Below are 16,251 nucleotides of genomic sequence, written 5' to 3'. Positions count from 1 at the left end.
TACCATATAAACGTAGAAATGAAAAATAACATCTTCATCTTGATTCTGTCCTTTTTGTATGTCAGCACTTTTCACGTCACCGGTGCAGAAAGAAATATGCATACATTAAAGGTTGTACCGGCACCGCTCAGCGTTATGCCTGAAAAGGGGTGCTTTCAGTTTAAGGTCAGTACGGTAATTGCTGTAGAAGATACGGCTATGATATCTGTGGCAGAGCAATTTGCTTTGCTGTTTCAAGGCTCAGCAGGTTTTATTCCTAAAGTGAAAGCTGGCGAAAAAAAAGGAGACGTATGCCTTCGCTCGGATGCTTCCTTGAAAAAGGAGGCTTATCGGCTGGTTATCACTCCTAAGCGGGTTGATGTGTATGCCTCAAGCAAGGAAGGGGCATTTTATGCATTTCAGAGTCTGCGTCAACTTCTGCCTCCTGAGCTGGAGGGGGAAGAACGGGCAAAGAATGTCAGCTGGACTGTACCGGCTGCTACGGTGAACGACAGTCCTCGTTTCGGCTATAGAGGTGTCATGATTGATGTGGCCCGATATTTTATGCCGAAGAAAGATCTTCTGCGGCTGATAGACTGTATTGCGATGCTGAAACTAAACACGCTTCACTTGCACTTGACCGATGACAACGGTTGGCGTATTGAGATAAAAAAGCATCCGTTGCTGACAGTTGTCGGTTCCCGTCGCGTAGAACGGGAAGGATTGCTTTTTCATGAGCGGCACAACCAGCGGCAGGGAGAGCCTACCGTGGAAAAAGGTTTTTACACTCAAGACGATATACGAGAGATTGTAGCTTATGCGTCTGCCAGATGTATAGAAATCATACCCGAAATTGATATGCCGGCACATAGCAATGCGGCACTGGCTGCTTATCCCATGCTCGTTTGCCCTGTGGTGGACAAGTTCATCGGTGTGTTGCCCGGCCTCGGAGGTAATCATGCCGACATCATTTATTGTGCGGGCAATGAAAAAGTGTATCATTTTTTGCAGGAGGTGCTGGACGAGGTTATGATGCTTTTCCCATCCCGATACATTCATTTGGGGGGGATGAAGCCTGGAAAACGCATTGGAAACAATGCCCGCTCTGCCAGAAACGGATGAAAGAAGAAAAACTGTCCAATGAAGAGGATTTGCAGGGTTACTTTATGCGTCGTATGAGCAAGTATGTACAAAGCAAAGGGCGCGAAGTGATGGGTTGGGACGAATTGACCCAATCACAGATTCCTGACAATGCGATTGTCTTCGGTTGGAGAGGATTAGGGGATGCTGCTTTGAAAGCAGCCAGACAAGGGCATCGCTTTGTGATGACTCCTGCTCGTGTGATGTATCTTATCCGTTATCAAGGGCCTCAGTGGTTCGAACCTTATACTTATTTTGGAAACAATACATTGAAAGATGTCTATGGCTATGAGCCTGTACAGCCAAGCTGGAATGATGACATAAAATCATTGCTGATGGGAGTGCAGGGCTCTATGTGGACAGAATTCTGTAATCAGACAAGTGATGTGGAGTATATGTTATTCCCCCGATTGGCGGCTGTGGCAGAAGTCGCCTGGACTTCAACAGAGAAGAAAGATTGGAAGGGTTTCTTGAATGCGTTGGACTGTTTTACCAAACGGCTTGCCGTAAAGGGGGTGAATGTATCCCGCGCCATGTATAATATTCAGCATACGGTAAAGGCTCGCGACGGCAAATTGCAAGTAGTATTAGATTGTATACGACCCGACGTGCAAATAGCTTATACCTTGGACGGAAGTGAACCCACAGCTCAATCTCCGCACTATGCCTCCCCATTGACTGTACAACAGAATACTGTGCTGAAATGTGCAACTTTCTCTAATGGAATGCGCATGGGGGAAACACTGACGCTACCGATTTCTTTCAACAAAGCGACCGCATGCAAGGTATATACCAACAGCTCTGCAAGTAATGTACTGGTCAACGGTGTGAGAGGAAGCGTTCGAAGCTCTGATTTCGAATGGGCTTCTTGGACTGATAATGATACCATTCTCATCACCCTTGACTTAAAAATGAATATCCGAATGAAAAAAGTATCATTGGGAATCAATAACAGTTATGGTATGGGTATTCATAAACCACGTAGGATAGAGATATGGCTCTCGGCGGACGACAAGCAATATCGTAAAATAGCTGAGCAGTTTTTTGAGGATGCCGAAATCTTCAGAGAGGGTATGTTTGCAGAGGAGATCCGGTTTGATTTGAACGATGAATCGCGTTTTGTGCGTATTGTTGCCTATGGGGCTGGAACAAATCCGCAGACGCACGTCCGTCCAGGACAAACCACGAAAGTATGTATCGATGAGATTATTATTGAGTAGAAATAGAACGACCATGAAAAAAGCAGTTATTTTAGCTCTCGTGTTGTTGAACTGTTATATACAGTCCGGTGCACAGGAATTTTACGAAAAATATGTGAAATTTCCGCCACAAGCTACTGTGGAGGAAAAAATAGAAATGGCCTCGAGACTGGTGCCCACTCCTCAGCAGTTGGAGTGGCAGCAGATGGAACTGACAGCTTTCCTGCATTTTGGTATCAACACCTTTACAGGACGGGAATGGGGAGATGGCAAGGAGAACCCGGCCCTGTTCAATCCTACCGAATTGGATTGTGAGCAATGGGTACGTGCTCTGAAAGAGGGGGGCTTCAAAATGGCTATCATTACTGCCAAGCATCATGATGGTTTTTGTTTATGGCCCACCAAGACCACTAGGTACTCCGTAGTATCTTCTCCTTGGAAAAACGGCCGGGGAGATGTGGTACGTGAATTACGGGATGCTTGTAAGAAGTATGGCTTGAAGTTTGGTGTTTATCTTTCACCCTGGGACCGCAATGCCGAGTGTTATGGGCAAGGGGAGGCTTATAATCAATTCTTTATAAAACAGCTTACGGAATTGCTTACTGATTATGGGGAAGTGCATGAAGTATGGTTCGATGGTGCCAATGGCGAAGGTCCCAATGGTAAGAAGCAAATTTATGACTGGGAGGCTATAGAGCGCACCATCCGACGTCTGCAACCCAAAGCTGTGACTGCCATTATGGGCGATGATGTCCGCTGGGTAGGCAATGAAAAAGGTATCGGGCGTAAAACAGAGTGGAGTGCAACAGTGCTGACCCCTGGTATCTACTCCCGCGCCGTTGCACAAAATAAAGAACTCGGGGTTTTCGGCAAATCAAAGGATTTAGGCAGTCGGGAGATTGTGGCACATGCTAAAGAACTTTTCTGGTTTCCCTCGGAGGTGGATGTCTCTATCCGACCGGGCTGGTTCTATCATTCAAAAGAAGACAATCGTGTGAAATCCCTTGCCCATCTCACGGATATTTATTTCAAGTCGGTGGGTTACAATTCGGTATTGTTGCTTAATATTCCACCCAATAAACAAGGACTGATTCATGAAAATGACTGTCGCCGGCTAAAGGAGTTCTCTACTTATCTTAAAAACACTTTTGACAAGGATTATCTGAAGAAAGGAAGGAAAAAGTGGAATGCTTTATCGGGAGCATCGAAAGAATATGCAGTTCAGGAAGGTGCTCTGGTCAATACGTTTATGATTCAGGAGGACATTACCAAAGGCCAACGTGTGGAAAGCTTTTTGCTGGAGGGCTACATGGATGGCAATTGGCAGACTTTGGCCGAAGGTACTACGGTGGGGTACAAACGATTAGTGCGTTTCGCAGAGTGCCAACCCGAGAAAATCCGTCTGACGATACAATCATCGCGCAATGAGGCTCACATCCTACGTACCGGACTCTTTTATGCACGTCCGCTGACCGACAACAGTGCTGCTATTCAGTTGGGTAGTATTCCGGTTAGCAAGTGGAAACCTTTGGACGGTGATGAAAGTATGAACAAGGCTTTCGATAAAAATGTACAGACCGTATGGCGTGCCGAAGGACTGAAGCCTTTGACCGTGGATTTGGGACGTGATGCGGAAATCACCGGGTTCAGTTATACACCTGCTCCAGATGACAATTTGATAGGGACTATCTACAAATATCGTTTTGAGGTCAGTATGGATGGTTCGCATTGGAAGACGTGTGCTACAGCTGGGGAGTTTAGTAACATTATGAACAATCCTATAACCTATTTTGTACATTTTGAACAAAGTTATAGAGGACGTTTCTTCCGTCTGGTTCCTCTTGTCGAAATAAACGGAAAATCATATACCTCGATTGCTGAAATAGGAATATTCGCTATCGCTTTGCCTGCTAAAGATGATGAATCTACAGTCTATCCTATTCCTGGTGCACCGCTCGATTTAAAAGTTGGAGATGCACATCCATCAGTGGATGGATGGAGCTTTTTCACTGCGCATGAATTTCTGGAACGGGATACCCGTAATGGATTGCCATTGGGATTCATTGAACATCAAGGTAAGCACATGAGTCGTGATGCTCGGGTGGATAATAGTCGTTGTTCAGAAGTGAAGAATGGTGTATTACAGATTCGTAGTGTAGAAGAAACCGATTCAGTAGATAATCGTTTTGGTAAGCGTGTAAAATTTTCGCATGGATGTTATCGAACTGCTCTGCCTGGAAGTAGTGAGGAGTGGTGTAATTTCACAGAAAATATGCGCATTGAGGTGCGATTCAAACGTAATGCTTATGTAGGATTTAACGATGCATTGTGGTTTATGGGAAATAACAATCTCCCTTGGCCTGCCAATGGTGAGATAGATCTTTTAGAGAACCCCAAAAAGAAATTGAACAATCGTGCTCATTTCACCCTGCACTCGGAAAATCATTATGCCGGTGTAATTGGTGGTACAGGAAGTGTTACCTCGTCTATTGAAATTAAAGATATGTCAAAATGGAATATCTATTGGTTGGAATGGTATCCTGACCGTATAGTAGGTGGGGTAAATGGAACTACTTATTTTGAGCACAAACGAGGGGAAAATGGTAATATTGATTGGCCGTGGAGTGATCCTAAAGGTTTCTTCATGATTTTTAGCACCGGCATCTCAACTAATCCCGAAGCATGGGCAGGAGCTGTGAAACCTGCACAGTGGGACAAAAATGCCATGCCTTGTATGTACATAGATTGGATACGGGTTTATGTCAATAAGCAATATAAAGGAACTGTTGTTCCTTCTGTAAAATATTATTAAAACTAATAAGTGCTAAAAATGGGAATTGGGATACCGTCCTTTATGTAAAGGCAAGGTATCCCTCTTAATATTTATATATAAGAAACTTTTTGTTGTTTGAACTATACTTTTGACATTTTATCAAGGAGAATATTTTATAACAATTGGGAGGGGTGGTATGGATATTTTATATAGAGTTCAAAATCTGGTTAAGAGAAAGGCATGTTATTTTTACAATATTGTCTAGACAGAATGAAAATTCTGATTTACGGTACTTTCTAGTCTCTTATTCAAATTCTCAATGATTATAAATTGTTTCCTAGTTTTGAAAAGAACTAGAGAGGGATTTCAAGGTATTGTTTGGGTGACTTCCAAATTGGTCATAGAGTATAGGATAATGGTGGAGCACATTCCCAGAGAATCACTCTTAAAAAGATACAGCTTCACAACCAAAGAAAAATAAGAGAAACCGGACATTAAACCCAATTTCTCTTGTTGTCTTATCGATTCTACGTCACTATCCTAATTTAATGGAAGGAATATGACATGTCCTGATTACCCGGCAATCTCATATATCCCTTCAGGGCATTGTTTATGGCCTTCATCTTGAAAGGCACCCTTTTCCTCACTATCCCGGAAACATATCGGGCGGCCTCTCCGATAGTCATGAAAAACTCCGGTTGGTTGTCAAAGGAGGCCAGACAGTAAGGTTCCGGAAAATACATGCCGGTCGTATCATTGGTAGAACAGACATTGTTTGCAGGTTCACACTCACGGAAATATACCTTGACGGACGGAAATACCCGTTCTATGGTTTCCCTGAGTCTGGACTGCTCGTGCCATGCCGTATAATGGTTGATCGTGAGCACGTTGTCGTCCAGCCCGTAACCGGTTATCTCCCCACGGCAGTTGAACGTCGTCCAGTCCCCGCCAAGCCTGTCAACCAGATTCCCCAGCCACCCTTTGCCAAAATCGTTCTTTATGATTGAAGTATTACATTTGTCAATATACTCCAATACCCCGTGCAGTGACCTTACTTCCTTCGGGTCACCGACACACTTGTATTCCACATCACACCAATTCGGCATGGCGTACCTCCTTTCTCTTTTGACCATATAGAACTCCGGTATCTCTGCTGACATCATTTGTCAGCTCTGTAAATTTTGAGTGCAGTGGAATAATCTTCCCGGCACTTCTCTGATTCTTGATTTTCTCTTTCATATCAAATTATTAATTAAGTTATTGTTCCCAAGAAAGCACACCTTCAGGAAGTGGTGAAATTCTTCATGTCCAGCACAGTATCCAGTAAGGTGTGTCTCTTCTATTATAAGAATATGAAGCTTTACAACCTCCCTTTTTATTGTCCGGATTGTTATCCGTTTATATCCGATACGGTATTCAAGGTGCATTCTATTATTGCAGCAATATTATCTATTTGAAAAAATATCGACATAAAACAAACTGTGGAAAATATTGTACGGTACTGGTCAGACAGTTGACCGGAGGCAGATTATATGATAGGAGGTACTATTGTTTATATCTTCATAATATCCACTCAGGCGGCGTGAGCCTACAACTAGCGAAAGAAGAGAAAATATTATATCCCAAAATCAACTTTTTTTGCTAGAATGAAGGAAATTACTTATAAATGATATGTTTCAAAGAGAAAAAAATTGATTGCGCTCCGTTTACTCTCCATTGGCCAGATTGAATACCTGAAATTGTTGCATATGTAAAATCAATAATAGACCGGTATGACACAATTTATTCTACATTACCATTCATTTAAATGCTTAACGGAATTTAAATAGGTAAAACTTTACAAACATTAATAACAATTTATTTTTAACGATTATACTTTCGCCAAGCATTTACAAATTGACTTTAAAATTTTATGAGTATAAAAAACATATTGGCTGAAACTGCAATTTTCTTTGTAATATATTTTTGTTTCAGTTTCTATTTTGAAGGATTAAGCATTGGTACCATTGCAACATCATTTATAGCATCTATCATTTTCTACTTGTAATATACTCACTTAATTGACTTCAAAGAAGAAAAGTAAGACTACTCTAACAAGAAAGCGGAGAATGCCACTGTTAAAAACTATAACGAAAACCATCCTAATGAAAAAAATATATTTAATTATAGCATACGTTTTATTCATATGCTTATTTGGCTCTGCCACATGGGAACATAACAGTTTTATAATTGCTGCATTACCTCTTTTTATTTTTGCGACATGGGGCTTTTTATACTTATGGAAAAAGGCATCCTAATCTAAATGATAAATCATCATATAAGACTAAGTGGAGAAAAACTATTTACTTCTTAGCAATATTCATTCAATGCCTCTCTTATCTCTATCTCGGCTTTTTCAAGTTCCGACATATCCACTTATACTTCCGTTATGTCCTCTATTCGCATTTTACAGGCTTCCGTACGCTTCAATTCTTGAAACACCAGTTTTACTGCAAGCTGTGGATTTACTCTGGGTGTGGTGTCCTCTCTTTTTCGGAGATTGTATCGCCCCTGCTTATAAGTGCAGTCCTCCGTCTTTGGGTTTGAAGGGGACCATAATTCCTGCTGATTGAGTCATACTTCAAGTTTTTCTGTGTCTTTTCGATGTGGGAAAGCTGGCTGGTGTTCAAAATACCGGAGAAAGATATTGTCTGGCGAAGTGGAAACCCAGTTGAAGCAGCTTTTGTCAGAGAGTAGCGCAAAGAACGGATGGTAATTGGAAAAGATGGAAGTCATGCCCGATCGTGTATGCCTCTTCATCAAGGCTACTTCGTCCGATTCTCCGGCGCATATTGTCTCCCGACAGAAAGGATATACATCCTTCAAAGTCTGGGAAGAGTCTATTCACTTGAAGAACCATATACCTGCTTTGTGGAGCCGATTCTATTCAGAAAGTGCTATCATCCGATATATTGAAAGTCAAAAAAAGTGTAATATAAGGGAATGATTCATTCCCATCCCTTTAGGGATGGGCTTTCTCCCACATATTAGATTAGGTACAAGAACTTATCCGGTTAAGAATATGGTGATAAATAAACACTCTCATTTGCCTTACCCGTTTCATGGAAATATTTTATCAACCATCATAGTAATATAATCAGGGGTAAGTCAGAGACAGAAGTACAGACGAAGTATGAGTATGATACATAGCCGTAGGATGGAATAAATTATTTACATAAATGCTTACTATTTAAGCTTTTGTACATCATTTGCACACTTATTTATTCCACCTTGTCTTCCAGTTATGTATAACATTTCACTACGTTCCATACTTCCGGCTCTGCCAACCCCCTGATTATATCTTATACCTATACCTGCCTCCAAAAGAACTGTTTTAAAGCAGGGTATCGAAAAATAGGAATCAAATGCTATTCAAAATCCGGATAATATCTCTATCTTTAAGGAAGTTTCATGAATCAATGGGAGGTACCATTAATACTATAGACATATGAAAACAGAGATGCTATATATTCTAGTATGTTGTCTTTTTCTGACCGGTTGTAATGGAAAAAGTAATAAAGAGAGCCACGCTGATGTTACTGACACGGTCTTTGAGGAAATATCTCCTGTAGATAATGAAACGGACAGTCTGATAAAACTTGAGAGAGAGAATTTATGGAAAGAGGCGAACAGGTATAAGTCTTCTATAACCGATACCACTTTCCTTAGAGCAAGAGGGACAATGTCCTATGCTGCAATAGATATGTATACAGGAGAAGGTTTCAACAAGAACTACGCCTTTAACCAGATTGTTTACCTGAAAGCGTTGGATAGAGCCAGGAAGTTTCTTTCTGTGGAGAATGACAGACTGAAATTCAATATCAAATCCGGTAAAGAAATCCATATTTCAGAAGATTTGTACCTGTTCATATCCGATTTGTTCAATGAATGGAATAAATGGTTGGAATCGGGCAGTCATAAAATATTGAAAGATGAACAGGGACTCTATACTGTATTGCCTAAAGAATACAATCGGACTCAACCCATAATAGTTGAAGAGGGTCCCAAACAAGATCCGAAAGATACAGGAGCCATCGAAATTGAATATATTCCTCCCGTGGATACCGCTCCTCCTGCAAAGAATGCGAGGCTTGTAAAATGGGGACATTTGATAGATGATACAGAAGGAGTGGTCAAAGTTTCTTTGGGCAAGCATAAAAACCGGATAAACCATGAAAGAAGTGAGGATATCATAGTAAATGGTACAAGCATTTCCGGAGGCAAGGTTTATATTTCCATTGTCAGTCCTAAATATAATCTGATATATAAAGGTGAAGCAGATTTCTATCTGGAGGATAAACAGAAGAATTTACATAAGATTCCCGATAAGGACGTGGATAAGGAGTCGGTTGCCCTTTGTCTTGAAAAAGGGGAAACAGCCGAGATAGGTGTTGATTTCCCTGATAACTGTCAACCGGGTGATTATCTTTTGAAAATCAGGGCCTATAATGAGAATGAGGAATGTTATTATACAATCCATCAATGGTTTGAAGCCTATACCTCTCATCAGGTTTCGTCCAGGGACAAACCTATTCCAGTAGGCCCCGCACGGTCTTCGGATTATAAGGCACCTTCAGGCGAGGATGATATATTTGATGTTGTTCAGAATATGCCTGAGTTTCCTGGTGGTATGCCTGGACTGATGGAGTTTATAAGACAGAATATCCGGTATCCACAAGCTGCAAGACAAAGCAGACTGGAAGGCAGGATTATTGTACAGGTTGTTATAGACAAGGATGGAAGTGTGATACAGCCCAGAATTTTCCGTAGCGTCAATCCTGTACTGAGTGCTGATGCCGCTTTATGTGAGGAAGCATTACGTATCGTTTCGATAATGCCAAAATGGAAACCCGGCAATCAGCATGGAGTGAATCTGAAAGTAAGGTTCACGTTCCCGATAAGATTTGAATCTCCCACTAGTCAAATTACCTGAAATAATGAAAGTATGCCATGAAAATGATATTTGTAACCATACTGCTCTGTGTTTTGATGGTCGGATGTACAAGCAAACCTAAACATAATCCGATTGTGGATACCATAAACAATAGCATAGGAATAAATGATACCCTCGGATTGTCTTTGCATCCCGAATACCCTGTATATTCCACCAGACAGAAACAAGTGACTTTTGTATTACATAACAATAGTGGAACTGAGATTAACTTTGGGGGATATTACGACTACACTTATGAGGATGAAAAAGGTATATGGAGAGAAGTTCCTATGCAGCTTGTTGTATTTGATGTAGAAACTGTACTTTTTCAAGGCAATACACATTATTATAATGCGGATTTGTTCAGGCATATTCCCGGCCGTTATCGTTTTTTTCTTACAATAAGAAGATATAACAGAAAATATACTTTAATGGCTGAATTCCAATTACAAAATAATACTATTGAACTTTTGGGAAGGCATTCCGATAACCGGCAGAAAGATACTTTACCTCCGGAAGAGGAAATTGTTGGGCAACCAATCTATAATGTAGTCGACCAAATGCCAGAATTTCCCGGTGGTATGGATAAACTGTTGCAATTCATCAACGGCAATATGCAATATCCGGCAGAAGCACGGAAGAAGGGAATACAAGGAAGGGTTACTGTTCAATTTATTGTAGATGAAGACGGTCACATAACAGAACCTAACATAGTGAGAAGTGTTGACCCTTTTTTAGATAAAGAGGCATTACGTATCATAAAAACGCTTCCCCAATGGAAACCCGGAACATTGAAAGGGAAAGCTGTAAAGGTGAAATATACAGTTCCGGTAACTTTCAGGCTGGATAAAACAAAAGAGATCCCCCAAGCCCCACAATCAATGAGACAGACATTGCATCCGGTACCCTGTAATATTCCAATCGGGAAAAACATGAATCCCGATTCGCTTTCCATGAAAACTGAATATGCCTGCTATCCGCCGCCAACTACGGAAGTGAGAATATTTGTCACCAATCACTCCCGGCAAAAGTACACATGTGGAAATGACTACAGCCTTGCTTTTTATAATGGCAGCAAACGACAATGGGAAACAATATCTGCCAATCCAACTATTGAGGATATTGGTTGGGTATTGCTGCCCCAATATCCCCCTCATCGGCAGACAATCAAACTCTGTACTTCTGAAATATCCAATCGTCCGGGGAAATACCGAATTTATAAAACATTCTATAATAGAGATGCCAAAGAAGTAGCCTATGCGGAGTTTGAAATAACTTCATCCGAGTGACATCAGAAATAACTTGATAAGGCGATGTGATATTAACCCAATGGAAGATAACGATGAAATATTTACTCTTTATATCGTTGATACTATTTTGCTCTTGCCATTCCGATTCTTCCAGGAAAGGACAGGGAGAGAAAACAGACAGCATTCGTTTACAAAAGGAACTATACGCTTTACATCGGTATGTGGACAGCATTATTAAATCCGATGCCATCCTGCAACAACGCTTTCATTGTTCAGGGGCAGGTCTGACCAAAGACAAAGTGTCCATTGACTTTCTGGATATACCGGAAGATTCTTTTGAGGCCTTTAAATCGGCATTCAAGAAAGATGTTTTTGATTCTCCGTTGTTGGAATTCAATATAATGTCGGATATCACATTTGGTCCTGAGATCATTCCGATAAAAGAGGATTCTCTCGGACAGTCTGTAAATATAGTGCTGAGTCCTATACCACGGGATATTCCTCAAGGAGAAGCCATAAACCCTGATTCCCTTTCAATGCGTGCTGAATATGACTATTATCCGTTATCGACAACGGAAGTAAAAGTAATCATAACCAACCACTCCCGTTATGAATATGATTGTGGTGAAGGTTACAGTCTTACCTATTACAATGAAAGGCAAAAAAAATGGGAAGCGCTACCGACCAATCCGATCAGGAATGATGTTTTATGGATATTTCCACCGGACTGTCCCACCCATGAGCAGACAATCAGACTTTATACTTCTGAAGTGCCCAATCGTCCAGGGAAATATCGTGTTTACAAATCCTTCAATAGGAATACGAAAGTGGCTTATGCTGAATTTGAAATGGTGGATACGAAAGGAGTTGAACAAATCAGAAAACGGATTGATGATTATTGGATGGACAGAATGGATGATGAAAAAGATACTACAGCACAAAACATTCAAAGTACAGGTATTTATGACAATGATACTATTGGAGTATCATTAATGAACAATTCACTGTATTTTCAGGAAATGTTCAGGCGAAAAGTTGTTAGTTATTCGGCTATCAATCATGGAAGAATTCAATCAGCAACACCTTTTACAGCACCTGCATTCTTGGATACTCTGCAAATATCTATGAAAACAGATAGCGCTGTTTATCCGGTAGGCACGAAAAGTGTGTCGGTGGATCTGAATAATAATAATTCCGAAGTCCTGTTCTTTGGAGAGGATTATATGGTGGCACGTAAAGAAGGCAACCAATGGCTGTTACTGAATGGCGACAATGCTTGGACTGATATAGGCATTAGAGTTGGACAAGGGGAAAAATATCAATTTACAGCAAATCTTTATCCTCTTTTTAATGATAACAGACCTGGAAACTATAGGGTATATAAGGAAATAGGTTTTTATGATTCTAAAGAAAAATGGTTTATGGTGGCAGAATTCAGAATAGAGTAGGCAAACCCCTTATCATATCCGGATATTTTCTGGTATTGGATGAATTTCCGTATCTTTGCAACCCTTTAAAAAACGGATAAGATTATGACAAAAGCAGAAATTGTAAATGAGATCTCCCTGAAAACGGGAGCAGGTAGAAAAGAAGTACTTCAGATAGTGGAAGGATTCATGGAGAGTGTGAAAGCGTCCTTGGCAAGCGGAGAAAATGTGTATCTGAGAGGATTTGGCAGCTTCATCTTGAAACACCGTGCAGAGAAAGTGGCCCGGAATATCACTAAGAATACTACCATGATTGTTCCGGCCCATGATGTTCCCCACTTCAAACCGTCCAAAGACTTTTCTTTAGATTAATTGATCTATGAAAATAGTTTCGGTGGATGACTCATTGCTTGTTTTGGGTCGTGGAATAGGGCAAGTGATGTTCCAGAATAATGCGTTTTCCGGTCTGTTGATGCTGATTGGAATATTCTTGAATTCATGGGAAATGGGAATATTGGCTTTGAGTGGTAATATGATAAGTACATTGACAGCTTATTTTTCCGGCTATGGACGTGATGATATAAAGGACGGACTGTATGGTTTTAACGGTACATTGGTGGGAATAGCAGTCGGAGTTTTCATGGAACTGTCGATAGGTTCCTTATTATTGATGGCTGTGGCTTCATGTATTTCAACCTGGATATCACGACTTTTCAACCTGCAACGCTCACTTCCCGGATTTACAGCACCCTTTATCCTTTCTATATGGGGATTATTGGGATTTTGCGCCTGGATAATGCCTGATGTTCTGTTGGTTTCTGATGCGGTTAATGATACTACACAAAGGATTAATTACTTTCAGACCCTCAGTTTTAGTATCGGTCAGGTAATGTTTCAAGGGAATATCTGGACTGGCCTGTTCTTTCTTGTCGGTATTCTTGTAAATTCACGGACTGCTGCTTTCTATACTGTAATTGGAACACTTCTTCCTATCCCTTTGGCTATCTTGCTAGGAATAGACGCTGATACGTTGAATATGGGCTTGATGGGTTATAACGGTGTATTGTGTGTGCCATAGCTTTAGGAGATAAAAGCTGGGAAGGTCTTGTATGGGCTTCATGTTCCATCTTGCTGTCCATTATCTTGCAGATTATAGGGATGAACTTGGGGATTGCCACTCTGACCACCCCTTTTGTCGTATCTGTATGGATGATAATGGGAATACAGAAATTGGTGAGTGTCAAAATAGAAAAGATTCACAAATAATATAAAGTATGGTTTTTTACCACGAAATTCCTTTATTTTACATTCGATATATTGTTCCTTTTCCAACTTTTCATTTGAATCTGAAAAAAGGTAGCTTGAGACGATACACCTCTTCACTAAATCTGAGATCTTCAAACTCATAATATTTTAGATTGTCCCGTTTTTGCTTAACCTTAAAAAGATATGTCTTATCCGAATTATTATGTAAGCGTCTCCGTTTTGGTTTATTGTCTTTCTAGATAAAAATAATATAAGCCTTCTTCTTTACTTATTCTATAGGCTTTTCCCAATTATCCATTTGTCAGGAAGCATGTCCCTATATTTGTCATGAAAAGTATCCGCAGACCAGTTTCCCATCCGGTTTATTACATCCACTGCATATTTAAAAAAATTGATGCCATTCATTTTACATGAGAGTGCTAAAGTATAGAGCATGGCTGCCCGTTCGGCTCCCGCATGGCTTCCGAAAAAGAGTGAGCTTCGTCGTGACATTGAGAAGTACCTGTTGTATCGTTCTATGAGATTGTTGTCCAAACTTGTATCTCCATAATTAAAGATATTTACCATCGCATCCCATTCATTCCGCATGTAGTTCGCGGCTGTCGCCAGTCTGCTCTTGGGAGGAAGATCCGGTTTGTCCAGTATGTCTGTCAGAAAGTCTTTTATTTCAGCAAGGATTTCAGGAGCATATTCCTGCCGGTATCTAAAATTATCCTCAACCGTCCATCCGTCAACTCCTATTTTGTGCTCCTTTTCTTTCATGTAAAGCCGATTGATGAGAAATATCATCCGTACTGCATCAGGATCCCCCTCGCAGTCGATGAACTTTCTTTTTATATGCTGGAGACAGGCTATTCTGATTATGTCAGGGAAATCTTTCCCTTCAAGCTTTTTGTATCCGGAGTAAGCGTCGCTTTGCAGCAATCCGGCATACCTCCCCAGTTCTTTCAGAATCACCTCATCACGGCGTGAACCGTCCTCATACAATACATATATCAACTTCTTTCTCATGCCTGCCAATACCCAGAAGTATCCTTTACGCACCCCTTTGCCTTTCTCGTTCTTTATGGGAACGAGTATTCTGTAATAGGTCTCGTCCGAAGCGATGTAGCTGTCCTCAAGAACGCATTTACGGACAGCCTTATATAGATTTTCAATAAGTCCGGAAGCCTTTTCTATTAGTTTGTGGGCAGTCGGTTTGTTCAGTTCAAACCCATGATCCCGGAAGTACTTGATTATACGTTCCACAGGCATGGCCTGCATATAGCGGAGTTCCATCAGGCCCGCCACGAAAGAGGCGTCATAATTGGAATTCAGGAAAGCCGATTCAGGTGTCTTTCCTTTATAGATACAGTCACCCTGTGCATAGCAGTGGATTGTATAGACATGTTTGATGAAACGCATCGGTATACATTCATAACGTACACATGTGCGTTGGTATTTCTTGATTTCAGTGGCAAGGCTGATGTTGAAGTCGGGGGCATCAGGATAGACATCATGCTCCTCCACCTCCAATTCCGGATGCGTTTCACGTCGGGCCCCGTTATTCTTACGTGCTTTTCTGGCGGCAGCCTTTTCCTCCTCCTTTTTCAAACGTTCCTCCCCGGATAAGACCGGAACAGTCTGTCGCTGTTTTTCCGATGTATTGGATGCGATCCGGGTCAGACCTCTATTGATATTTTTCTGTTTTTCAAGAGACTCCTCCTTATCCAGCAGGGCTTGTTCCAATGACCTGACACATGCGGTCAAATCATTGATTCGGTTCAGAAGTTCCGTTATACGCTTATTGGCAACTTCCAACTGTCCTGCTAAAAGAGTTATTATCTCATCCTTTTTCATGCTATAAATATACGAAAAAAATGAGAAACAAGCAAAGTGCTTTACAATTAATTAGACGTAAAATGCTGAATAATAGATAATATATTATAACTGTAATCGTTTGCGAAATCTGACAGAATGAAGTGATATACCTTCCATTATAAGAGAGGCCGTAAGAGAAAAAGAAAAATCATCTTGAAGCTGCTGGATATAATTATTCCAGTATTGTTGATAGATTTGATTTTCTGTAAGCATCATTATTACATTTAAATTGTGATTGTACAAAACTAGCAAGTAACAAACCGATATACAATAAACCAAAATGGAGACGCTTACGATTTCTGAATGGATGAAATTGAAAAAGTTATAAAAAATAGGCTTTTCCACCCCCATTTTCCCTCCATTCCCCTTTGAGGCAGGTAAAGAA

At 40.8% G+C, this 16,251-nt stretch carries 8 protein-coding genes and 2 pseudogenes; 8 read left to right on the top strand and 2 right to left on the bottom strand.

Going from position 1 to position 16,251, the window contains the following annotated elements; translation table 11 throughout:
* The first annotated feature begins 18 nt into the window (after window positions 1–18).
* A pseudogene (locus tag EYA81_RS05915) lies at window positions 19–2,339 on the top strand (beta-N-acetylhexosaminidase).
* Window positions 2,340–2,352: 13 nt separating this feature from the next.
* Complete coding sequence (locus EYA81_RS05910) at window positions 2,353–5,130, top strand: alpha-L-fucosidase (RefSeq protein WP_131225482.1); 2,778 nt, start codon at window positions 2,353–2,355, stop codon at window positions 5,128–5,130.
* Between the two features lie 506 nt (window positions 5,131–5,636).
* Here EYA81_RS05910 and EYA81_RS05905 read toward each other — a convergent pair.
* Window positions 5,637–6,254, bottom strand: coding sequence for a hypothetical protein (locus EYA81_RS05905; protein WP_242672410.1), 618 nt, complete (start codon window positions 6,252–6,254; stop codon window positions 5,637–5,639).
* Window positions 6,255–7,855: 1,601 nt separating this feature from the next.
* Here EYA81_RS05905 and EYA81_RS19895 point away from each other — a divergent pair.
* The 6 genes and pseudogenes from EYA81_RS19895 (at window position 7,856) to EYA81_RS05865 (ending at window position 14,006) form a co-directional block, all read left to right on the top strand.
* The gene (locus EYA81_RS19895) at window positions 7,856–8,077 is read left to right on the top strand and encodes a transposase (protein WP_227201756.1); all 222 of its coding nucleotides are present in this window, start codon (window positions 7,856–7,858) and stop codon (window positions 8,075–8,077) included.
* A 501-nt stretch (window positions 8,078–8,578) separates the two neighbouring features.
* On the top strand, window positions 8,579–10,063 hold the full coding sequence (locus EYA81_RS19490; protein WP_227201753.1) for an energy transducer TonB: 1,485 nt from the start codon (window positions 8,579–8,581) through the stop codon (window positions 10,061–10,063).
* A gap of 17 nt (window positions 10,064–10,080) precedes the next feature.
* Window positions 10,081–11,352, top strand: a complete 1,272-nt coding sequence (locus EYA81_RS05880; protein ID WP_131225480.1) for an energy transducer TonB — start codon at window positions 10,081–10,083, stop codon at window positions 11,350–11,352.
* 53 nt (window positions 11,353–11,405) lie between these two features.
* Window positions 11,406–12,761, top strand: a complete 1,356-nt coding sequence (locus EYA81_RS19485) for an immunoglobulin-like domain-containing protein (protein ID WP_131225479.1) — start codon at window positions 11,406–11,408, stop codon at window positions 12,759–12,761.
* Between the two features lie 84 nt (window positions 12,762–12,845).
* Window positions 12,846–13,112, top strand: coding sequence for an HU family DNA-binding protein (locus tag EYA81_RS05870; RefSeq protein ID WP_131225478.1), 267 nt, complete (start codon window positions 12,846–12,848; stop codon window positions 13,110–13,112).
* Window positions 13,113–13,119: 7 nt separating this feature from the next.
* Window positions 13,120–14,006: pseudogene (locus EYA81_RS05865) on the top strand (urea transporter).
* A gap of 273 nt (window positions 14,007–14,279) precedes the next feature.
* On the opposite strand, the gene EYA81_RS05860 reads toward EYA81_RS05865, so the two are convergent.
* Complete coding sequence (locus EYA81_RS05860; RefSeq protein WP_131225477.1) at window positions 14,280–15,845, bottom strand: IS66 family transposase; 1,566 nt, start codon at window positions 15,843–15,845, stop codon at window positions 14,280–14,282.
* Window positions 15,846–16,251 lie beyond the last annotated feature (406 nt).

The sequence above is a fragment of the Bacteroides sp. A1C1 genome (assembly GCF_004328515.1).
In the GTDB taxonomy this organism is placed as follows: domain Bacteria; phylum Bacteroidota; class Bacteroidia; order Bacteroidales; family Bacteroidaceae; genus Bacteroides; species Bacteroides uniformis.
The sequence above is the reverse complement of the archived record's forward strand: the minus strand, read 5'-3'. Positions and strand labels throughout refer to the sequence as shown.